Raw genomic sequence first — 19816 nt, 5'->3', positions numbered from 1 at the left:
CAAGCGTTATTTCTTATGCATATTGCTGCGACAATGCGCCTTTGGAACGCGATGCTGCTGCATCCGTTGCCACGGTAGAGAACAACCAATCACTGATCGAGAAGGATTTTCATGACCCGCAGGACCCTCTTCATCACAGGCGCCTCGACAGGCATCGGTGCCGAAACTGCCCGCAAGGCCGTCGCCGCCGGCTGGAATGTGGCGCTCTTTGCGCGCAGCAAGGACAAGCTCGACGCCCTCGCAGACGAGCTTGGCACGGATCACGCGCTTGCGCTGTCCGGCGACGTCACCGATTTCGAGGAATTGAAAGCCGCCGTCGACGCCGCCGCCGATCATTTCGGTGGCCTCAATGCGGTGTTCGCCAATGCCGGTCGCGGCCTCGACACGGCCGGCGTCGAAAATGGTGACCCGGACGAGTGGCGCGTCATGCTCGATCTCAACATCAACGGGCTGCTCTACACCGTCAAGGCCGCCTATCCGCACCTGAAAAAAACCAAGGGGCACGCGGTCCTGACCGGCTCGGTCGCCGGCAAGATCAACCTGCCCGGCTCGATCTACGGCGCGTCCAAGTGGTTCGTGCAGGGTTTTGCCGGCAATCTCAGCGAGGAGATGCGTGAATGGGGCGGCCGCTGCACGGTCATCTGCCCCGGCATGGTCGACACGCCCTTCTTCGACGAGGCCAAGCCCGACAAGCTGAAGCCCGAGGATATCGCCAATGCCGTAGTTTATGCCATTCAGCAGCCCGACCGCGCGGATGTGCGCGAGTTGGTGATCATGCCCACCGGCTGAGTTTCAGCACAGGTGCGCCGCCACTTTACGGGTGTGCGGCGCGTCGCGATGCTCGAAGACGTAAATGCCCTGCCAGGTGCCCAGTGCGAGCCGACCCGCGCCAACCGGAATCGACAGGCTCACCGGCATCATCGCCGCCTTGATGTGCGCGGGCATGTCATCGGGTCCTTCATTGGTATGGTTCAGGTACGCCATGGCCGGATCATTCGTCGGCGGCACCAGTCGCGCGAAGTAGTTGCGCAAGTCGGTCTGCACCTCCGGGTCGGCATTTTCCTGAATCAGAAGGCTGGCGGACGTGTGACGGATGAAGAGCGTTAACAGCGCGTCACGTTTCGTCTGTTCTGAAACCCAGGCCGTCACCTCTCCGGTAAACTCGTAAAGGCCCTGACCTCGCGTCGGAATCACGAACTCTCTTTGCACAGTCTTCAGCATTTCGCCCATGCGAAAGCCTCACGGTCCCAACATTGTCCGGCGGCTTCCTTGGCCTCGAACAGCGGATAAAAGTCGCCGAAAGACACCGATCCCGGATCGCACTCGAGTTCTGACAGCGTCTCGTTGCGCTTCGTAACGACCACTGTGCCGCGCATGTCCATGGACTGGTCTGGGTCGTCTTCAGCTATCATCCGGTCCATTGCACGGCTGATTGTATAGCCGTGATCACCGTTATGGAAGGTCATGTCTTCCCAAATGGTGCGGCCCACGCCGGGCCAGGGAGTCATGTCCACCTCGTCGACGCCGCGGGCCAGCAACAGGTCAGCTTCGCCGCCGGTCGGACCGAAGCGATACACTGCCACATCACCTTGCAAGCAGACATCGGCGGTTTTTCGGCCAGCTTCGACCGTGCAATGAAAAAGCTCCGTTCCCGCACCAAAGCAGCCCTCTGCCTGCGCGGGGGTCGTATGCGAGAGAATAGCAAGTACAGCAATACATGTCCGCATGGATGGAACTCCGAGGCGCGGGCGGCGGGCGGGCCTGCGTCGGGCCGATGGCCCTTCGCTCGGGGTTTTCGGCGGACCCGCCCTATTGATCCAGGAACGACCGCAGCTTGCGCGACCGGCTCGGGTGCTTCAGCTTGCGCAGCGCCTTGGCCTCGATCTGGCGGATACGTTCGCGCGTGACCGAGAATTGCTGGCCCACTTCCTCCAGCGTGTGGTCGGTGTTCATCCCGATCCCGAACCGCATCCGCAGAACGCGTTCCTCGCGCGGGGTCAGGCTGGACAAGACCCGTGTCGTGGTTTCCTTCAGGTTGTCCTGAATGGCGGAATCCAGCGGCAGGATCACGTTCTTGTCCTCGATGAAATCGCCCAGCTGGCTGTCTTCCTCGTCGCCGATGGGCGTTTCGAGGCTGATCGGCTCCTTGGCGATCTTCATCACCTTGCGAACCTTCTCAAGCGGCATCTGCAACTTCTCGGCCAGTTCTTCCGGCGTCGGCTCGCGACCGATCTCGTGCAGCATCTGGCGGCCTGTGCGGACCAGCTTGTTGATCGTCTCGATCATGTGAACCGGGATGCGGATGGTACGGGCCTGGTCGGCAATCGACCGGGTAATGGCCTGCCGGATCCACCAGGTGGCGTATGTCGAGAACTTGTAACCCCGGCGATACTCGAACTTGTCCACCGCTTTCATCAGGCCGATATTGCCCTCCTGGATCAGGTCCAGGAATTGCAGGCCGCGGTTGGTGTATTTCTTGGCGATCGAGATCACCAGCCGCAGGTTGGCCTCGACCATTTCCTTCTTGGCCTGGCGGGCTTCCTTCTCGCCCTTCTGCACCTGGTTCACGATGCGGCGGAACTCGCTGATATCCAGCCCCACATACTGGCCCACCTGCGCCATGTCTGCGCGCAGTTCTTCCACTTTCTCGGGGCTGCGCTCCATGAACATTTTCCAGCCACGGCCATCTTTCTGGGCCATGTCTTCCAGCCAGTTCGGGTCAAGCTCGCGGCCGCGGTACTCGTCGACGAATTCCTTGCGGTTGATGCGGGCCTGGTCGGCCAGCTTCACCATCGCCGAGTCAATCTGCATGATCCGGCGGTTGATGCCGTAAAGCTGGTCGATCAGCGCTTCGATCCGGTTGTTGTGCAGGTGCAGCGAGTTCACCAGTTCCACGATCTCCGACCGCAGCTTCTGATAGGTCTGCTCCTGCTTGTCGGTGAACGAGCCGTCCTCGTTCAGCGTTGCCGAGATACGGCTGTCCTGCATCTCGCTCAGCTTTTCGTAATACGAGGCGATCCGGTCCAGCGTTTCCAGCACGCGCGGCTTGAGCGTGGCCTCCATAGCCGCGAGGCTCATGTTGGCCTGTTCTTCCTCGTCCTCGTCATCGTCACTGGCGATGGGGTTGCCGTCGGCGTCAAGCTCCGGCTCATCCTTGCTCTCGGACTTGTCGTTGGGAGCGCTGGACATGTTGGCCGCCTCGACCACGGTCTCGTCGCCCTCGCCGTCGCCAATCTGATTGCCGAACGTGGTCTCAAGGTCGATCACGTCGCGCAAAAGGATATCTTCGCCCAGAAGCTCGTCGCGCCAGATGGTGATGGCCTGGAAAGTCAGCGGGCTTTCGCACAGACCGGCGATCATCGTGTTGCGCCCGGCCTCGATCCGCTTGGCGATGGCAATCTCGCCCTCGCGGCTCAGAAGTTCTACGGACCCCATCTCGCGCAGGTACATGCGCACCGGATCATCGGTGCGATCCAGCTTTTCGTCTTTGCCCGAGCCGAGTGCCACCTCGCCCTTCTTGCCAATCTCGGCAACGGCGGTGGTCTTCTGCTCTTCTTCCTCGGCTTCCTCGTCCTCGATGATGTTGATACCCATCTCGCTGAGCATCGACATCACATCCTCGATCTGCTCGCTCGAGACCTGATCGGGCGGCAGCACCTTGTTGAGCTGATCGTAGGTGATAAAGCCGCGTTCGCGCGCCTCGCCGATCATCTTCTTGACGGCCGCCTGGCTCATGTCGAGCGAGATTTCGGCGTCCTGTTCCTCGGTCTTCTGATCGTCGTCGGTGTCCTTGGCGGCCATTCAGCTCTCCTGGTCCCAATAGGGTGAAGGTGATTCGCTTGTCCGAATCAACATGGCGATGGGGTGATTCGCAAACCAATAACCCCTATCTGCTTAAGATTACATTCAAAGCGTTACCTATCAGACCCTTTGTTGAACCCGATCTGATCAAGCAACGCGTCGAATCGCTCCCTTTCCTCGCGGCTGACCGGGGCACCGTTCTGGCCCCGCTCATATTCCGTTTTGTCTTCCTGCTGGCTGGTCCAGGCCCGGTTGCGCGCCTGTGCCGCCTCGCCCAGACGCCAGGTGACGGCTTCGTCGGCAACGCCAGCTATATCCTGCTCGGCTTCCCGGATTTCCGCCGCCAAACCGCGGTCGGCTTCCAGTTTCGCCAGTGTTTCGCCGACCGTCATACGAGCAAGCTCGGCATCGCCCGGACGTCTCACCGCAGGAACTAAGGCGACATGGGGAAGCGACAACAGTTTTTCAACCACGTCGAGGCCCAGTTTCTCGGCCAGTTCGGCCTCCAGCGTGCCAGTCCCGCCAGGCTGATAGAACAATAGTGCATCGCGCACCGGGCCATGGTGCGGCGGGTCGCATTGCAGCCGCTCCAGATCTACCTCGAACTCGGGCAGAATCTCGGGATTGCGGATGATCGTGGCCAACACGACGGCCTCGCGCAGATGCGTCTGCGCGGCGTCACCCGACGCCACGAGCAGTGAAGATTTTGTCGTGGCCCGCACCGGCTCGATCTTCTGCCACTTGCCACCGCGCGCCGCGAAGCCACCACCGCCTTTCTGCTTTGGCCGGAACAACTGCCAGCGCAAATCCTTGATCGCCTGTCCGTAATGGCTGCGCAGGCTGGGGTCGCGGATCGTCATGATCTTCTCGCGCAGCGCCTTGTCCAGCGCCGCCTTGCGCTCGGGGCTGTCAAATTCGCGCCCTTCCGTCTCGCGCTGCCACAACAGGTCGACCATCGGCATGGCCTTGTCCAGCAGCGCCTGGACGGCCCCCGCGCCCTCGGCACGTAACAGGTCGTCAGGGTCTTGCCCCTCGGGCATCAGCACGAAGCGCAGCGATTTGCCCGCCTCCAGCAGCGGCAGCGCCAGATCGATTACCCGGTAGGCGGCGCGCAACCCCGCCGTGTCGCCATCAAGCGCCATAATCGGCTCGTCCGCGATACGCCACAGCATCGCCAGCTGGTGTTCTGTCACCGCCGTCCCCAACGGCGCCACCGACGCGCCGAACCCGGCCTCGGCCAGCGCGATGACGTCCATGTAGCCTTCGGCCACGATCAGCGGCTGCCCCTTGCCCGCCGCCTCTCGCGCGGAGCCATGGTGATACAGCGTGCGCGACTTGTCGAAAAGCTCGGTTTCGGGACTGTTGAGATACTTGGCGTTGTCGTCCGGGTCCATCGCCCGGCCCCCGAATGCAATGCAGCGCCCACGCGGGTCGCGGATCGGAAACATGATCCGGTTGCGGAACGTGTCATAGGGTCGGCCACCCTTGTTGCTGGGCTTGGCCAGACCGCAACCAAGGATCAGGTCGTCCTCGACGCCCTTGCCTTTCAAATGATCCCACAGGTCCTGCCAGGCATCGGCGGCAAACCCGATGTCATAGCGGTCCTGAGCCGCCTCATCCAATCCACGCCCCAGCAGGTAGTCGCGCGCCGCGGCCCCCACCCCAGACTTCAGCATCAGGCGGAAATGGCGCACCGCCATCTCCATCACCTCGACCAGCTGCGTGCGACGGTCAGCCTTGGCCTGCGCCTGCGGGTCGCGTTCGGGGATCGGCATCCCGGCTTCCTGCGCCAGGATCTTCACCGCCTCCATGAATTCCACGTTCTCGGTCTCGCGCACGAAGGAAATCGCGTCGCCCTTCGCATGGCAGCCGAAGCAATAATAATAACCCTTGCGGTCATCGACGTGAAAGCTGGCGGTCTTTTCGTGGTGAAACGGACATGGCGCCCACATATCGCCCTTGCCCTGATTGGACTTGCGGTTATCCCACATGACCTTGCGCCCCACCACTTGCACAATCGAGGTGCGGGTGCGCAGTTCGTCAAGGAATCCGGGTGGCAGGCTCATACTTCATTATATGAGCCAAGCGGATGCCCGCGCCAAGCCGGTTTGCGCATTTCAGGGCTGAAAGCCCAGGCAACCCTTGCGGTAGCGTTCAGTAATCGTGTGCTCCGCATCCGGTTTTCCCATCTCCTGCGTGTCAATCGTGAACACCCAATCGACCAGCGCCGGCACCATGGGCGTCAACCGCGCCTCGACCTTGCTTTCGCCGCCGGTCAACTCGCGCTTGATGCGCGCCGCGTCCTTACCGGCCTTTCTGTCGATCGCGGCCATCTGGACGATCTTCGCGGTCTCTTTGCAGACGACCGTCTTGTCGACTTCCGCTGCAGCCGCCAGCGGCACCGCGAGGCTCAGCGCCCCGGCCATCCACAAGGTCCTGTCAAACATCGCCCGTCCTTTCGGCAAACCCCGATAACGGCTCAACTCTGTCAACGCCCGTGCCGCGCCGCAACCCCTTCCAGTGCCGCGCCCAGCTCGTGCACCGCGGTGTGCGCGAAGGCGCGAAACACCATCACCAGGTATGTCGACTCGCCCGAACGTGTCAGCGAGGCAGCCATGTGCCCCACCTCCGTCCGCACGGTGTGCCCCACCCCGAACGCACCGGGCCGCAAGTCCACCGGCGTCAGCCGCGCCAGCGCCTCGGCGGCCCTGTCGCCCTGCATCTCGATAACCGCCCACGCGTCACTCTGGTCCACCAGCGCCGCCTGCGCGGTCAGCCCGTCATCCGGCACGAGGCCGATCAGAAGGGCCTGCGAGCGCCCGAACCAGAGCAAGCCGCGTTCCGTCGTGCCGGTCATCCGCCCGGTCTCGGGCCAGTCCAGCGCATGCGCCGCCTCCAGCGCAGCCGCCAACGCCTCGTCCCTGCCGCGATAGGGCATCACCAGCGTCAACGGGCCGAAGTCGACCTCGCGCATCCGCACACCCGCGGTTTCCACCGGCAACAGCGCCGTTGGCGGCAACGACGGCTTAAGTTCAACCACGCATCCGCCCTCCGTCAGGGTCGAAACCACCCGGCGCCACCACCTCGCATAGCGTTGCCGAACCTTTCAGGTGCTCCACCATCCGCACCTGCTCACCGATCCGCGCTCGGCCCCGCTTCAGAAACCCGAGGCCGATCACATGCCCCAACATTGGCGAGAAGGCGACCGATGTGATGTAACCTTCGTCATTCTCGCTCACCGGATCGGCTCCGGGCGCAAACAGATGCGCCCCTGCGATCAACTCCTTCACCGCGCCCACCGGCTTCAGCCCGACAAGCTGCGCGCGGTCCTCGTCCATCAGCCCCGGCCGCGCTGCCATCGCCTTGCCGATGAAATCCTTCCTGTCGCTCATCATGCCCTGCATCCCGATATCGAAGGCCGTCGTGCGCCCGTGGATCTCGGCATGGGTGATGAACCCTTTCTCGATCCGCATGACGTTGAGCGCCTCCATCCCGTAAGGCCCGCCCTGCATGGCCTCTGCCCTTTCGATCAAGATACCGAAGAGCGCCGCGCCGTACCGCGCCGGGACCGCGACCTCGTAAGCCAGTTCCCCCGAGAAAGAGATGCGAAAGAGGCGCCCTTCGACGCCGCCAATATGCACCGGACCGCAGGCCATGAATGGCCAGTCAGCGGTGCCAAGGTCATGTCCGACAAGCTGCTCCAGCAACTCGCGCGATTTCGGCCCGGCCACGGCGAACTGCGCCCAATGTTCGGTCACCGAAGCAAAGCGCACATCCAGGTCGGGCCGCAGCACCTGCTGCGCGAACTCCATGTGCCGCATCACTTGCCCCGCCGCCGCCGTGGTGGTGGTGACAAGAAAATGCGTCTCGCCCAGCCGCGCGCAGGTGCCGTCATCCATGACATGCCCGTCCTCGCGCAGCATCAGCCCATAGCGCACGCGGCCCACCTTCAGCGTCGATATCATGCCGGTGTAAACAAAATCCAGGAATGCACCCGCATCCGGCCCCTGCACGTCGATCTTGCCCAAGGTCGAGACATCGCAGACGCCCACGTGGCCCCGCACCATCCGCACCTCGCGGTCGCAAGACTGGCGCCAATGCGTCTCGCCCGCCTTGGGGAAATAGCTGGGCCGATACCACAGTCCCGCCTCGATCATCGGCGCCCCAAGTTCAACAGATGCCGCGTGCGAGGCGGTGAACCGCTCGGGCGCAAATCCCTTGCCTTGCGCCCCCGCTCCCATCGCAGCAATCGGCACTGGCACGTAAGGCGGGCGATAGGTGGTGGTCCCGGTCTCCGCGATCCCGCGCCCGGTGGCATCGGCCAGCACGGCAAGGGCGGCGATGTTGGAGTTCTTGCCCTGGTCCGGCGCCATGCCCTGCGTCGTGTAGCGCTTCATATGCTCGACCGAGGTGAAATTCTCCTGCGCGGCAAGCTTCACGTCCTTCACCGTCACATCGTTCTGAAAATCCAGCCATGCCCGACCCTTGCCCGGCACCTGCCAAAGCGGCGAAATCTCGTACGCGCCGTCTTCCGCCTTCGGCACAGGTACGTCGGCCCCATGCAGGCCAAGGTCGTCCGCCACCGCCTTGCCCGCGGCAATCCCGCTTACAAGGCATCCGTGAGTGGAAAAGACCCCCGTCGCCGCCCCGGCATAGCGCATCCCCGGCACAGCCCCCTCGCGCGGCAGGAATGCCACCAGTTTGTCGTCCCATACGGGCCGCCCGCCCGTGTGACAGCTGAGATGCACGCTCGGGTTCCAGCCGCCGGACATGGCCAGCACATCCGCCTGAACCGTCTCGATCCTTTCGCCCCGCCGAAAGCTGACACTGTCCAACGCTTTGCGACCGCCGCTGCCGCAAACCTGCGCGTTCGCGTAAAATGGCACATCCAGGTCACAGACCGCATCCGCCCGCGCGTCGATCAGCGCCGAGACGTGAACGCCCGACGCCTGCAAGTCCTGCACCGTCCGATGTCCCGCATCGCTGTTGGCAAAGACCGCCACACGGCGTCCCGGACAGACCCGCCAGCGGTTGACATAAGCCCTCAGCGCCCCGGCCATCATCACCCCGGGCCGGTCATTTCCGGCGAAGGCCACGGGCCGTTCGATCGCCCCCGCCGCCAGCACCGCGCGTTTTGCCACAATCCGCCAGAAACACCCCTTCAGGGTGCGCGGCGGCGCCAGCCGCTCCAGTGCGCCATACGTCCCGTCGTCATAGGCACCGACCACGGCCGTTCGGGTCATCACCCGCACATTCTCCATCGCCGCCAGCCGCGTCCGCATCGCCTCGGCCCAGGCATGGCCCGGCTGTCCGTCCACCTCCTCGACCTCGGCATTGAGCCGCCCGCCCAGACGCGTGTCCTCGTCGGCCACGATCACATCCGCCCCGGCCTGCGCCGCCGTCCAGGCGGCCATCAGCCCCGCAGGCCCTGCACCAATCACCAGCAGGTCGCAATGAGCAAAGGCCCGCTCCCACTTCTCCGGGCTCGCCTCCCGCGACAGGGCCCCAAGCCCGGCCGCGCGGCGGATGACCGGCTCGTAGAGCTTTTCCCAGAACGCCTTCGGCCACATGAAGGTCTTGTAGTAGAAGCCCGCTCCGAGGAAGGCCGCACCGAGGTCGTTCACCGCCATCAGGTCGAACTCCACCGACGGCCACGCGTTCTGTCCGAACGCTTGCAACCCTTCGTGCAGCTCCACCATCGTGGCCCGCGCGTTCGGTTCCTGCCCCGCGCCTCGCCCCAGCGTGACCAGCGCATTGGGTTCCTCGCTGCCCGCGGTAAAGATGCCACGGGGCCGGTGATACTTGAACGAACGCGCCACCACCCGCACGTCCGCGCCCATCAGCGCCGACGCCAGCGTGTCTCCCTCGAATCCGACGTGCTGACGCCCGTCAAAGCTGAACCCCACGCGCCGCGACCTGTCGATCAGCCCATCGCCCTCCAGCCTCATCGCGCCGCCTCTTCCGCCAGCACTGCGCCCAGGACCGCATGGCTGGCCGTATCCCGCGTCACCACGATCCAGGCGCCGCAGCCGCTCTCGTGGAACCACAGGTCTCGCGTCTCGCCACAAGGGTTCTCGCGATTGTGCACATAATCGTCCCACGCCTCCGCGCCCGCGCCTTCACCAGGGCGTTCCAGCGCCACTGCGTGACCGGCGTAATAGAACTCCCGGCGATCCCGGTCGCCACAAATCGGACAGGGCAGCCTCATCTCACCACCGCCGGCTTTTTCTTGCCAGAAATACTCATGGCCTGACGTCCGCCATATGCACCTCAGTGCAGGTTATGCTGCGCACCAGTGCCCTCCTCGTCCATCAGCCCGCGCCCGGTACGGAACCTGTCCAGCCGCAGCCGTGCCGCTGCCGCGTGCGGGCGGTCCGTCGCCACCAGGTGCGCCATGCAATGCCCCGAGCCGGGCACCGCCTTGAACCCGCCATAGCACCAGCCGCAATTGAGGTAGAGCCCCTCGACCGGCGACTTGTCGATGATCGGGCTGCCATCCGGGCTCATGTCCATGATCCCGCCCCAACTGCGCAACACCTTTGCCTGCCCGATCATCGGCATCAGGGTCATGCCGGCCTCCATCACATGCTCCACCAGTGGCAGGTTCCCCCGCGCCGCATAGCTGGCGTACATATCGAGGTCGCCGCCAAAGACCAGCCCGCCCTTGTCCGACTGGCTGATATAGAAATGCCCCATTCCGAAGCTCACGACATGGTCGATGCAAGGCTTCAGCCCCTCGGTCACGAAGGCCTGCAGAACATGGCTCTCGATCGGCAGGCGCATCCCGGCCATCGCCGCCACCTGGCTTGACCGGCCCGCGACGATCACGGCGACCTTCTTCGCCCGGATCGCGCCGCGCGAGGTCTGCACGCCTTTGACGACACCGCCCTCGATGTCGATCCCCGTCACCTCGCAATTCTGGACAAGGTCCACGCCACGCGCGCTTGCCCCCCGCGCATAGCCCCAGGCCACGGCGTCGTGCCGCGCCGTGCCCGCCCGCCGCTGCAAGAGACCGCCGTAGATGGGAAACCGTGCTTGCTCGTAGTCCAGATAGGGCAGCACCTTCTTCAGTTGCCCGACGCTCAGCAATTCCGCGTCGTCACCCTGGTTGCGCATCGCGTTGCCCCGGCGGATCGCGGCGTCCCGCTGGCCGTCGGAATGAAACAGCATGATCTGCCCGCGCTGCGAATGCATCACGTTGTAATTCAGCTCCTGCTCCAGCCCTTCCCATAGCTTGAGAGAATGACTGTAGAATTCCGAGTTGCCCGGCAGGAAGTAATTCGCCCGCACGATCGTGGTGTTGCGCCCCACGCTGCCGCCGCCCAGATAGCCCTTTTCCAGAACCGCCACGTTCGTGATCCCGTGCTCGCGCGCCAGATAATACGCGGTCGAGAGACCGTGCCCGCCGCCGCCGATGATGACCACGTCATAGGCGTCTTTCGGGCTGGCATCGCGCCAATGCGCCTGCCAACCGCGATTGCCGGTCAGACCTTCCCTGAGGACGCGCAGCCCTGAAAACTTCATTTCGTGATCTCTCCAACGACCAGAGGTCGAGTCAAGCAAGTTCCGCTGGAAACTGCAATGGGTTACGAGGTTCCGGCGCCCTGGCGCAGATGCGAAGGCACCGCCGCCTGCCGCTGCTCCAGCGGGATGACCTTCACCGGCGCTATCGGTGCGCCATCGCCGCCGAGAAGCGGATTCGTTCTCGCGCGCCCACTGATCCAAGCACCGGCCATGCGGCGCAGAACCTGAAGGCCAGCGCTTGCAAAGCCGCGATCGGCCTTGGGCGCCCCCGGGTCGCGCCTTGCATGTTTGGTGAAGGCCCGGCAGCGCGACGGTCCCAACCCGAACGCTGCACCCTCGAGTTCGGCCTGCCGCAGGACCACGCCAACGAAGGGCAAGTGCACCCGGGACATGGTGTTGAAGATGGGCGTGTCGCAGCACCGCGCGTGCCAGCGGTACAGCCCCTTGGGCGACAGGCGCAGGATTTCCAGATGCTCCCGCCCAGACTCCAGTGTCAGCCGATCGGGCGTCGTCTGCCAGATCTCACTGCCCCCACCCGGCGATAGCAAGGCGTCCGACTCGCCGAAAAGAGCCGCGGCGGTCTGGCAGTCCTTGCAATAGCACGTCACGCGCGTGCCCGCCCCGGGAGCAGGCACTGCCAGTGTCACCTCGACCGCGCCGCAGCGGCAGGTCTTCTTCACCGTCGCGACCAATCGCCCCTGCCCTAAAGGCCGGCGGCACGGTAGCTGGTGGCGACCTTGCCGATCGAGACCAGATAGGCCGCGGTGCGGAGGTCGGTCACGTCCTCGCGCCCGTGCCAGGTTTCGCGCATCGACTGGTAGGCCGCGCGCATCGTGTCGTCGAGGCCCGAGCGCACCAGTTCCAGTTCGCCCGCGCCGCGCAGGTACTTCTGCTTGAAATCCGGCGTCATCGACCATGCGCCTTCGAGGTGATCGTCCAGTCGGCTAAGTTCTTTCACGATGAGCTCGTGCCGCGCCTCCTCTTGTCGCCGGCCCATCCGGCCAAAGCGGATGTGGCTCAGGTTCTTGACCCATTCGAAATAGGACACCGTCACACCACCGGCGTTGGCATACATGTCGGGAATGATCACGGTGCCCTTGTTGCGAAGGATCTCGTCGGCGCCCGCCGTCACGGGGCCGTTCGCCGCCTCGATGATCAGCGGCGCCTTTATCCTGTCGGCATTTCCAAGGTTGATGACACCCTCCATCGCCGCGGGGATCAGGATGTCGCACTCCTCTTCCAAGTATTTCGATCCGGTCTTGACATAATTCCCGGACGGATAGCCATCGACGCCGCCATGCTTGGCGATCCAGTTGCGCAACTCTTCGATGTTCAGGCCGGTCTCGTCGTAAAGACCGCCGTCGCGCTCGATCACCGCGATCACCTTGCAGCCGTCCTCCTCGGACAGGAACTTGGCCGCGTGATAGCCCACGTTGCCCAAGCCCTGCACGATCACGCGCTTGCCGTCCAGCGACCCGCTGAGCCCCGCCGCCTTGACGTCCTCGGGATGGCGGAAGAATTCCTGCAGTGCGTATTGCACACCGCGGCCCGTGGCCTCGGTCCGACCCTGAATGCCACCCGCATGGACAGGTTTGCCGGTGACGCAGGCACGGGCATTGATGTCGGTGGTGTTCATCCGGCGGTACTGGTCGGCGATCCACGCCATCTCGCGCTCGCCCGTGCCCATGTCCGGGGCGGGCACGTTCTGCGCCGGATGGATCAGGTCGCGCTTGGCCAGTTCATAGGCAAAGCGCCGCGTGATCAGCTCCAGCTCGTGCTCGTCCCATTCCAGAGGATCGAGGCACAGCCCGCCTTTCGAGCCGCCAAACGGTGCCTCGACCAAGGCGCATTTATACGTCATCAGCGCCGCCAGCGCCTCGACCTCGTCCTGGTTCACGGCCATGGAATAGCGGATGCCGCCCTTGACCGGCTCCATATGCTCGGAATGCACGCTGCGATAGCCTGTGAAGGTCTGGATCTGCCCGCGCAGCCGTACGCCGAAGCGGACCGTGTAGGTGGCGTTGCAGACCCGGATCTTCTCCTCCAGTCCCGGCGGCAGGTCCATCAGCGATACCGCGCGGTTGAACATAAGGTCCACGCTTTCGCGGAACGTCGGTTCCTTGATCGGTGCATTCATGATCGGGTCTCCCTCTTCTGGCGCATGTGGCACGACTACCCATAGCCTGCATGCATGTCACAATGGTTAAGGGATGTGTCCGGATTGTCCACCATAGATGCCCGCAGCAGTCCGAAGGCCACCGCAGCGTGCCGGAGCGCCGCGAAAGCCGGGTTTGTCGAGTATTTCGTAACAGTCTGGAAAATTTGAAGGATTTATCCCTTGTCGGTCACCAATGCGGCCAATTTCTTCCCGGTTTCGCCTTATTTTGACCACAGACCTTTCTGATAACAACAGGGATTTAATCCGTTCCTGGGGCGAAAACCGTCCAAAGAGGTGCCAAAGAAATGAACGTGTCGAAATTTACATTCCGGTCGTTGCAAAGCACTTGTCTGCCAACATACGCGATGGCGCGTCGCCGCGTTTCGAATTTCCGCGAGGACGAAGATGGCGCGATGATGATCCTCACGCTCTTCATCTTCATGTTCATGCTTGTAATGGCCGGCCTCGGCATCGACTCGATGCGCCACGAGATGCACCGCGCCCACTTGCAAGCGACGCTCGACTCCGCCGTTCTGGCCGGGGCCGGAGCCTCCTCCGAAGAAGAAGCCAAGCACGTTGTCGAGGATTATTTCGCCAAGGCGGGCATGTCGGAGTACCTCAATGCCATCGGCGAGGATGACATCGACATCGGCCTCAACTCGGCCTACGTCACGGCCAGCGCCCAATTCGAAATGGACACCTACCTGATGAAACTGTCGGGCGTCGACCGCCTGTCGACTGCGGCCGAGGCCACGGCAATGACGCGCGTGCCGAAACTGGAAATCGCTCTGGTGCTCGACGTGTCCAACTCGATGAACCAGAACGGCACCAACAGTAAATCGAAGATAGAGAACCTGCAAAAGGCGGCCAAAGAGTTCGTGACCACGATCATCGACTCCGCCGATCCGGGCAACGCCACGATCTCGATCGTGCCCTTCTCCACCTCCGTCGCCCCCAGCGATGAAATCTTCGACGCCATGCTGGTGGACGAAACCCACGACCATTCCAACTGCCTCGTGTTCGATGACGACGACTACAATGGCACGGCCCTTGCGACGGACGCGGCCGCCAACAACGATCTATCACTCATTCCGATGAAGCAGGCCATCTACACATCGCGCTATGGTACTTTCGAGAACCTCAACCAGTCCTGGCGCTCTTGCTACACCGAGGATGGCTACCGCATCATGCAGTTCTCGACCTCCAAGTCCGATCTGCACGCCAAGATCGACGGCATGATCGCCGACGGCAACACCACTGGCTCGTTGGGCGTGAAATGGGGCGCGGCCCTGCTCGACCCCAGCTTCCGTGACGTGACCGGCACCGTCGTGCCCGTCGATTACTCGGACAGCGAGACGATGAAGATCATCGTGATGATGGGCGACGGCGAAAACACGACTACGTTCTTCTTCCCCGAAGACAGTGACTATCGCGGCCCGGACTCCGATCTTTTCCAGGTCGAATACATCGAGCAGCAGTTCAAGTACGCGTATTACAAGCACAACTCCAACAGGCGTTACTATGACGGCTATGAGTGGCTCTGTAACTATCGCAACTACAGCTGCGTGTATGAAAACGTCACCAAGTCCAACTACTACATGCGTGACCCCGATCGCTATTACAGCAACGGCAGGTACACCGATGACGAGCTTGACGACTGGTACTATTACAACATCGACGAGCGCGAATGGTTTGACGGCCGCGAATTCGTGGAGCTCGCCGAGCAGGAGGGTTTCGTGGACCGCAAGCGGTTCTCGTGGGAAGAGGCGTGGGGCATGATGTCCCCGCGCGAATACGGCGACATCACCGGCATCTACGACGCCTATTACGAATACGAGAACACGTCCTCGAACGTCACCGGCAGCCAGAAAAACACCCGCATGGACAATGTCTGCGGCGCGGCCAAGAACAACGGCGTGGTGATCTACACCATCGGCTACGAGGTGCCCAAGAACGGCACCGCCGAGACCTCGCTGAAGAAATGCGCCACCGGATACGACCCGGTCGAGGGGAGCACCGCGTACTACTACAGCGTGGACGGGCTCGATATCTCCGATGCGTTCGGCTCTATCGCCGGCAACGTGCAAGCTCTGAGGCTGACGCAATGATCACCAAGTTCAAAACGGCTTTTCGCCGCTTGATCAACGACGAGGCCGGTTCGGCAACTGTCGAATTCGTCCTGGTCTTCCCGCTCTACCTGTCGTTCATGATGATGTCGATCGAGCTGGGATTCGTGACGATGCGCCATACGCTGCTGGAACGCGGCCTGGACATGGCGGTGCGCGAAGTTCGCCTCGGGACCGGCACCGCGCCCCAGCACGACGACATCAAGGATATGGTCTGCGACAACGCGTTCATGGTTCTGAACTGCAAGGAAAAGCTCCGGCTGGAAATGCGCCCGGCCAACATCTTCGCGCTGCAAACGCTGGATACGACGGCCGACTGCACCGACAAGGCCGAACCGGCCAAGCCCGTGCGCACCTTCACCCCCGGTGTCGCCAACCAGCTGATGCTGATGCGTGCCTGTTACAAGTACGAGCCCTTGTTCCCGAAGCAGTTCTTGGGTTCGGCACTTGATAAGGATGCCAGTGGCGAAGCAAAGATCGTTTCCATGACCGCCTTCGTACAGGAGCCGAACTGATGCTTATGGCCCGTCTCAAAGTTTCCCTGCGCAGCTTTCTCGAAGACACGCGCGGCTTGATCACGGTCGAAACCGTCCTGTCGATGCCGCTGCTCTTCTGGGCCATGACCGCCACCTTCGACTTCTTCGAGATCCACCGTTACAAGAGCGTTCGCGAAAAGGGCACGTTCACGATCGCGGACATGATCTCGCGCGAAACCCGGGCGGCGGGCCTGACATCCATCTACCTCGACAACGCCAAGGTCCTGTTCGATGAAATAACCAACGACAACGGCGTCAACCAGATCCGCGTCTCGGTCGTGTCCTACGACGCCGACGCCGACGAATACGGCATCGTCTGGTCCAAGGTGCGCGGCACCGGCTCGATGGGCGAGCTCACGTCCGCGCAGGTCAAGGACTCGCACGACACCCTGCCGGACGTGGCGGACGGCGAAGAGATCATCCTGGTCGAATCCACTTCGTCCTACCAGCCACTTTTCAACGTGGGCCTTAACGACGTGACCATCGGCACACGGGTGTTCAGCGCCATCCGTTTCGCACCACAGATCTGCTACGAAGGGGTCTGCGGCCTGCAGAAGTGATCGCGCCTCAGGCGCGGTCTGCCATCAGGGCGGCGATCATCTCGGCCATCATCTTCGATTGATGCCCGGGCGTGACCCCGCCCAGCCCGATCCGGCGCCCCATTCGCCACCAAAGCCCCGGCCGCCAGCGCGCCGGGGCCTTGGATTTCGCCTTGAGCAGGAACCCGTTGGACGGCTTGAAGGCGAACAGGCCCCTGTCCATAGTCTCGATATCGCCAATGGCCACGATGGCCTCGCCATCGCTGCTGCGCAGGCCGTCCCGCGTCAGCTCGACCCGCTGCGCGGTGGCCCGCCGCATCGCGTCCGCCATCCAGACCGCCGCCGCTCCCAGCAGGATCAGGAACACCTGCCAGCCGATCGCCGCGAAAGGCCGCGTCAGGCCGATCCAGATCAGCAATGCGCCCAGCACCGCCAGACATCCGACACCCAGGATGCGCCTGCCGGTAGAGGCCTGCATCACCGCCAGTATCTCGTCATCATGCATCCGTCCCGCCTCCTCGCCCGGATTTCGGCCTGATAGCGCGATTGCCCCGCGCGTGCGAGAGCGAAAAGACCCGCCGGCGCCTCAGCCGCCGACCATCCGGCGCACCATGTTCCAGTACAGCGTCTCGACCTCGTCGAGGGTCAACCGTCCCTCCTCGCGGTACCATGTATTCACGCCCGTCAGCAGGGCGATCACCGCCATCGCCGTGATCCGTGGCTCCGCCACGGTAAAGACCCCCTGTGTCGTGCCTGCCGTCAGAATGTCCTGCAGCCGGGTTTCATAGGCCCCGCGCAGCGCTGTAACGGTCTCGAAATTCTCTGGCGTGAGATTGCGCAGTTCCATGTAAGATACGAAAACGGCATCGGCCCGCTTCGTGTTGAACCGGATATGGAACCGGGTAAACGCCTCGAGCCGTGTGAAAGGATCCGCGCCTCCGGGATCCTCGGCGCACCAGGCCGCCAGCAAATCGTCCATATGCTCCTGCATCAGGTCGAAAAGAAGCGTCTGTTTATCGGGGGTATAATTGTAAAGCGCCCCGGCCTGGACGCCCACCTCCGCCGCAATCTGGCGCATCGACACCGCGGCAAAGCCGTGCTGCGCGAACAACCGCAACGCGGCGTCACGGACCTTTGGTCCGGTGAATTGCGAGTGGGAGCCTTGTGTGCGTGCCATGACAACTGGATAACTGAACACCCGTTCAGAAAAAAGCCCCGCTTGCCTGCACCCTGCGATCAGTGGCATGACGGTCGCACCATGCCGACACTGTGCCGACCTCCGCGCGTTATCGCTTTCCTGCTGACCGTCACCCTGGCGGGCTGCACGCAGTTTCCCGAGTTGGATAGCGCAACTTCGGCCGAGACACGTCGCGCGCCCTATCCATCCTTGTTGCCGGTAGAAGACCTGCGCGCCCGGGTGGACGAACCGCGCGTCACCGACCAGACGACCCGCGCGCTGGAGATCCGCGTGGCGAACCTGCGCGCGCGGGCCGAGCGCCTGCGTGGAACGGTCATAGACCAGACGTCGCGTGCCCGGCTTGACCGGAAGATCACCATCGACGTTCCGCAATGAGGCAGGCCACCCCGCGCGACCGAAATCTGCAACAGATTTCGTTCCGTTTTCTTTTCAAGAAAACGTCCGTGTAGCACGCAAAACCCGCGTTGCATGGCATAACGCAACCGGCTAAACCCCGGCCAAACCTGTCTCGATCACGTCTCAAGGATATGCCCATGACCACCCCCATTCGCCTCGGGATTGCCGGGCTCGGCACCGTCGGCACTGGTGTCGTCAAGATCGTCCGGCAGAAGGCCAACCTGCTGGCCGCCCGCGCCGGACGCCCCATCGAGATCACGGCCGTATCCGCAAGGACCCGTGACAAGGACCGCGGCGTGTCGCTGGCCTCGTATGATTGGGAAGATGATCCAGTTGCGCTTGCCACCCGCGATGACGTGGATGTCTTCGTCGAACTCATGGGGGGCTCCGACGGCCCCGCCAAGGCCGCGACAGAAGCCGCGTTGGCCGCGGGCAAGGATGTGGTCACCGCGAACAAGGCCATGCTGGCAACGCACGGGCAAGCCCTTGCCGAACAGGCCGAGGCCGCGGGCCGCGTCCTGCGTTTCGAGGCCGCGGTAGCCGGGGGCATTCCTGTCGTAAAGGCCCTGACCGAGGGACTTGCCGGCAACGAGATCACCCGCGTCATGGGGGTGATGAACGGCACCTGCAACTATATCCTGACCCGTATGCAGGCTTCGGGTCTGCCCTATGACGATGTGTTCGAAGAAGCCAACCAGCTGGGCTTTCTCGAGGCCGACCCCGAACTCGACGTGGGCGGCATCGACGCGGGCCACAAGCTGGCCATCCTCGCCTCAATCGCCTTCGGCACTCAAGTTGATTTCAACGCCGTCAGTCTCGAGGGGATCCAGAAGATCACGATCGAGGACATCAAGCAGGCCGCGGACATGGGCTACCGCATCAAGCTCCTCGGCGTCGCCCGGATGACAGGTCGCGGGCTGGAACAACGCATGTCGCCCTGCCTCGTTCCCAAGAACTCGCCGCTGGGCCAGCTTGAGGGCGGCACCAACATGGTGGTGCTCGAAGGCGACGCCGTGGAGCAGATCGTTCTACGCGGCCCGGGCGCGGGCGAAGGTCCGACCGCCAGCGCGGTGATGGGCGACATCATGGATATCGCACGCGGCATCCGCATTCCTGTCTTCGGCATGCCTGCGGCCGAGCTTTCCAGCCCGGCCACCGCATGCGAGGCCGCGCCCGTGCCTTACTACCTGCGAATGGCGCTGCACGACAAACCCGGCGCCCTGGCAAAGGTGGCCACGATCCTCGGCAATGCCGGCGTGTCAATCGACCGGATGCGGCAGTACCGCCACGAAGAAGACACTGCTCCGGTACTGATTGTCACCCACAAGACTGCGCCGTCGGCTCTCGTTGCCGCGCTCGAAGCGTTGTCTCAGGTGGATGTCGTCGCGTCAGCCCCGGTCGCCCTGCGCATCGAAAGCGTATGATCCGGTGACAGGGGTGCGGGCCAGAGCCGCGCGCCTGCGCAGCTGGCCGGCGCTGATCTTCGAGGCTCCGATGGCGCCGCGCTGGAAGGCCGGGATCAAGGCCTATTCGCAATG

19 protein-coding genes are annotated in these 19816 nt (G+C 63.2%); 6 read left to right on the top strand and 13 right to left on the bottom strand.

All coding sequences use genetic code 11. The features are described from left to right. The first annotated feature begins 111 nt into the window (after nt 1–111). Complete coding sequence (locus tag KUV49_RS20850) at nt 112–789, top strand: SDR family oxidoreductase (protein ID WP_222452806.1); 678 nt, start codon at nt 112–114, stop codon at nt 787–789. A gap of 3 nt (nt 790–792) precedes the next feature. Here KUV49_RS20850 and KUV49_RS20845 read toward each other — a convergent pair whose 3' ends face one another. From KUV49_RS20845 to KUV49_RS20795, 11 genes are all read right to left on the bottom strand, one after another. Next, entirely contained in the window at nt 793–1209 is a 417-nt protein-coding gene (locus KUV49_RS20845) for a secondary thiamine-phosphate synthase enzyme YjbQ (RefSeq protein WP_222452951.1), read from the bottom strand. A gap of 5 nt (nt 1210–1214) precedes the next feature. Continuing rightward, complete coding sequence (locus KUV49_RS20840; RefSeq protein ID WP_222452805.1) at nt 1215–1727, bottom strand: hypothetical protein; 513 nt, start codon at nt 1725–1727, stop codon at nt 1215–1217. An 82-nt stretch (nt 1728–1809) separates the two neighbouring features. Further along, nucleotides 1810–3801, bottom strand: coding sequence for an RNA polymerase sigma factor RpoD (gene rpoD, locus KUV49_RS20835; RefSeq protein WP_222452804.1), 1992 nt, complete (start codon nt 3799–3801; stop codon nt 1810–1812). A 113-nt stretch (nt 3802–3914) separates the two neighbouring features. Continuing rightward, nucleotides 3915–5867 carry a DNA primase gene (gene dnaG / locus KUV49_RS20830; protein WP_222452803.1) on the bottom strand — a complete coding sequence of 651 codons (1953 nt, stop codon included), beginning with the start codon at nt 5865–5867 and terminating at the stop codon, nt 3915–3917. A 51-nt stretch (nt 5868–5918) separates the two neighbouring features. Further along, nucleotides 5919–6227, bottom strand: coding sequence for a hypothetical protein (locus KUV49_RS20825; RefSeq protein WP_222452802.1), 309 nt, complete (start codon nt 6225–6227; stop codon nt 5919–5921). 62 nt (nt 6228–6289) lie between these two features. Next, on the bottom strand, nt 6290–6841 hold the full coding sequence (locus tag KUV49_RS20820; protein WP_315899579.1) for a sarcosine oxidase subunit gamma: 552 nt from the start codon (nt 6839–6841) through the stop codon (nt 6290–6292). Then, nucleotides 6834–9749, bottom strand: coding sequence for a sarcosine oxidase subunit alpha family protein (locus KUV49_RS20815; RefSeq protein WP_222452801.1), 2916 nt, complete (start codon nt 9747–9749; stop codon nt 6834–6836). Before KUV49_RS20815 ends, KUV49_RS20820 begins: the two co-directional genes overlap by 8 nt. Next, nucleotides 9746–10009, bottom strand: a complete 264-nt coding sequence (locus tag KUV49_RS20810) for a sarcosine oxidase subunit delta (protein WP_222452800.1) — start codon at nt 10007–10009, stop codon at nt 9746–9748. The genes KUV49_RS20815 and KUV49_RS20810 overlap by 4 nt, the downstream gene beginning before the upstream one ends. Nucleotides 10010–10071: 62 nt before the next feature. Further along, on the bottom strand, nt 10072–11325 hold the full coding sequence (locus KUV49_RS20805; RefSeq protein WP_222452799.1) for a sarcosine oxidase subunit beta family protein: 1254 nt from the start codon (nt 11323–11325) through the stop codon (nt 10072–10074). Nucleotides 11326–11387: 62 nt separating this feature from the next. After that, nucleotides 11388–12005 (bottom strand): DUF6151 family protein, encoded by a 618-nt coding sequence (locus tag KUV49_RS20800; protein ID WP_222452798.1) that lies wholly within the window; start codon nt 12003–12005, stop codon nt 11388–11390. Nucleotides 12006–12028: 23 nt separating this feature from the next. Further along, nucleotides 12029–13462, bottom strand: a complete 1434-nt coding sequence (locus KUV49_RS20795; RefSeq protein ID WP_222452797.1) for a Glu/Leu/Phe/Val family dehydrogenase — start codon at nt 13460–13462, stop codon at nt 12029–12031. A gap of 386 nt (nt 13463–13848) precedes the next feature. Here KUV49_RS20795 and KUV49_RS20790 point away from each other — a divergent pair, with 386 nt between their 5' ends. The 3 genes from KUV49_RS20790 to KUV49_RS20780 are packed head-to-tail and all read left to right on the top strand — an operon-like array spanning nt 13849 to nt 16705. Continuing rightward, nucleotides 13849–15591, top strand: a complete 1743-nt coding sequence (locus KUV49_RS20790) for a TadE/TadG family type IV pilus assembly protein (protein ID WP_222452796.1) — start codon at nt 13849–13851, stop codon at nt 15589–15591. Next, a complete protein-coding gene (locus tag KUV49_RS20785) occupies nt 15588–16124 on the top strand; it encodes a TadE/TadG family type IV pilus assembly protein (protein ID WP_222452795.1) in 537 nt (178 codons plus the stop codon). Before KUV49_RS20790 ends, KUV49_RS20785 begins: the two co-directional genes overlap by 4 nt. 5 nt (nt 16125–16129) lie before the next feature. After that, complete coding sequence (locus tag KUV49_RS20780; RefSeq protein ID WP_261391640.1) at nt 16130–16705, top strand: TadE/TadG family type IV pilus assembly protein; 576 nt, start codon at nt 16130–16132, stop codon at nt 16703–16705. 7 nt (nt 16706–16712) lie between these two features. On the opposite strand, the gene KUV49_RS20775 is transcribed toward KUV49_RS20780, so the two are convergent. Both KUV49_RS20775 and KUV49_RS20770 read right to left on the bottom strand, forming a co-directional pair. Continuing rightward, complete coding sequence (locus tag KUV49_RS20775; protein WP_222452793.1) at nt 16713–17189, bottom strand: hypothetical protein; 477 nt, start codon at nt 17187–17189, stop codon at nt 16713–16715. Between the two features lie 81 nt (nt 17190–17270). Further along, entirely contained in the window at nt 17271–17861 is a 591-nt protein-coding gene (locus KUV49_RS20770; protein WP_222452792.1) for a TetR/AcrR family transcriptional regulator, read from the bottom strand. An 81-nt stretch (nt 17862–17942) separates the two neighbouring features. Here KUV49_RS20770 and KUV49_RS20765 point away from each other — a divergent pair, with 81 nt between their 5' ends. Together KUV49_RS20765 and KUV49_RS20760 are read left to right on the top strand one after the other, a co-directional pair. Continuing rightward, entirely contained in the window at nt 17943–18257 is a 315-nt protein-coding gene (locus tag KUV49_RS20765; RefSeq protein ID WP_222452791.1) for a hypothetical protein, read from the top strand. Between the two features lie 158 nt (nt 18258–18415). Beyond that, nucleotides 18416–19702 (top strand): homoserine dehydrogenase, encoded by a 1287-nt coding sequence (locus KUV49_RS20760; RefSeq protein ID WP_222452790.1) that lies wholly within the window; start codon nt 18416–18418, stop codon nt 19700–19702. The last annotated feature ends 114 nt before the right edge of the window (nt 19703–19816 follow it).

The organism is Roseovarius atlanticus (genome assembly GCF_019802205.1).
Classification (GTDB): Bacteria; Pseudomonadota; Alphaproteobacteria; order Rhodobacterales; family Rhodobacteraceae; genus Roseovarius; species Roseovarius atlanticus_A.
The sequence above is the reverse complement of the archived record's forward strand: the minus strand, read 5'-3'. Positions and strand labels throughout refer to the sequence as shown.

What these genes read in the sequence shown, in the direction of transcription:
- KUV49_RS20850 (WP_222452806.1), top strand. Translation starts at nt 112, where the DNA reads ATGACCCGCAGGACCCTCTTCATCACAGGCGCCTCGACAGGCATCGGT.
- KUV49_RS20840 (WP_222452805.1), bottom strand. Translation starts at nt 1,727, where the DNA reads ATGCGGACATGTATTGCTGTACTTGCTATTCTCTCGCATACGACCCCC.
- rpoD (WP_222452804.1), bottom strand. Translation starts at nt 3,801, where the DNA reads ATGGCCGCCAAGGACACCGACGACGATCAGAAGACCGAGGAACAGGAC.
- dnaG (WP_222452803.1), bottom strand. Translation starts at nt 5,867, where the DNA reads ATGAGCCTGCCACCCGGATTCCTTGACGAACTGCGCACCCGCACCTCG.
- KUV49_RS20825 (WP_222452802.1), bottom strand. Translation starts at nt 6,227, where the DNA reads ATGGCCGGGGCGCTGAGCCTCGCGGTGCCGCTGGCGGCTGCAGCGGAA.
- KUV49_RS20815 (WP_222452801.1), bottom strand. Translation starts at nt 9,749, where the DNA reads ATGAGGCTGGAGGGCGATGGGCTGATCGACAGGTCGCGGCGCGTGGGG.
- KUV49_RS20810 (WP_222452800.1), bottom strand. Translation starts at nt 10,009, where the DNA reads ATGAGGCTGCCCTGTCCGATTTGTGGCGACCGGGATCGCCGGGAGTTC.
- KUV49_RS20805 (WP_222452799.1), bottom strand. Translation starts at nt 11,325, where the DNA reads ATGAAGTTTTCAGGGCTGCGCGTCCTCAGGGAAGGTCTGACCGGCAAT.
- KUV49_RS20795 (WP_222452797.1), bottom strand. Translation starts at nt 13,462, where the DNA reads ATGAATGCACCGATCAAGGAACCGACGTTCCGCGAAAGCGTGGACCTT.
- KUV49_RS20790 (WP_222452796.1), top strand. Translation starts at nt 13,849, where the DNA reads ATGGCGCGTCGCCGCGTTTCGAATTTCCGCGAGGACGAAGATGGCGCG.
- KUV49_RS20785 (WP_222452795.1), top strand. Translation starts at nt 15,588, where the DNA reads ATGATCACCAAGTTCAAAACGGCTTTTCGCCGCTTGATCAACGACGAG.
- KUV49_RS20780 (WP_261391640.1), top strand. Translation starts at nt 16,130, where the DNA reads ATGGCCCGTCTCAAAGTTTCCCTGCGCAGCTTTCTCGAAGACACGCGC.
- KUV49_RS20775 (WP_222452793.1), bottom strand. Translation starts at nt 17,189, where the DNA reads ATGCATGATGACGAGATACTGGCGGTGATGCAGGCCTCTACCGGCAGG.
- KUV49_RS20770 (WP_222452792.1), bottom strand. Translation starts at nt 17,861, where the DNA reads ATGGCACGCACACAAGGCTCCCACTCGCAATTCACCGGACCAAAGGTC.
- KUV49_RS20765 (WP_222452791.1), top strand. Translation starts at nt 17,943, where the DNA reads ATGCCGACACTGTGCCGACCTCCGCGCGTTATCGCTTTCCTGCTGACC.
- KUV49_RS20760 (WP_222452790.1), top strand. Translation starts at nt 18,416, where the DNA reads ATGACCACCCCCATTCGCCTCGGGATTGCCGGGCTCGGCACCGTCGGC.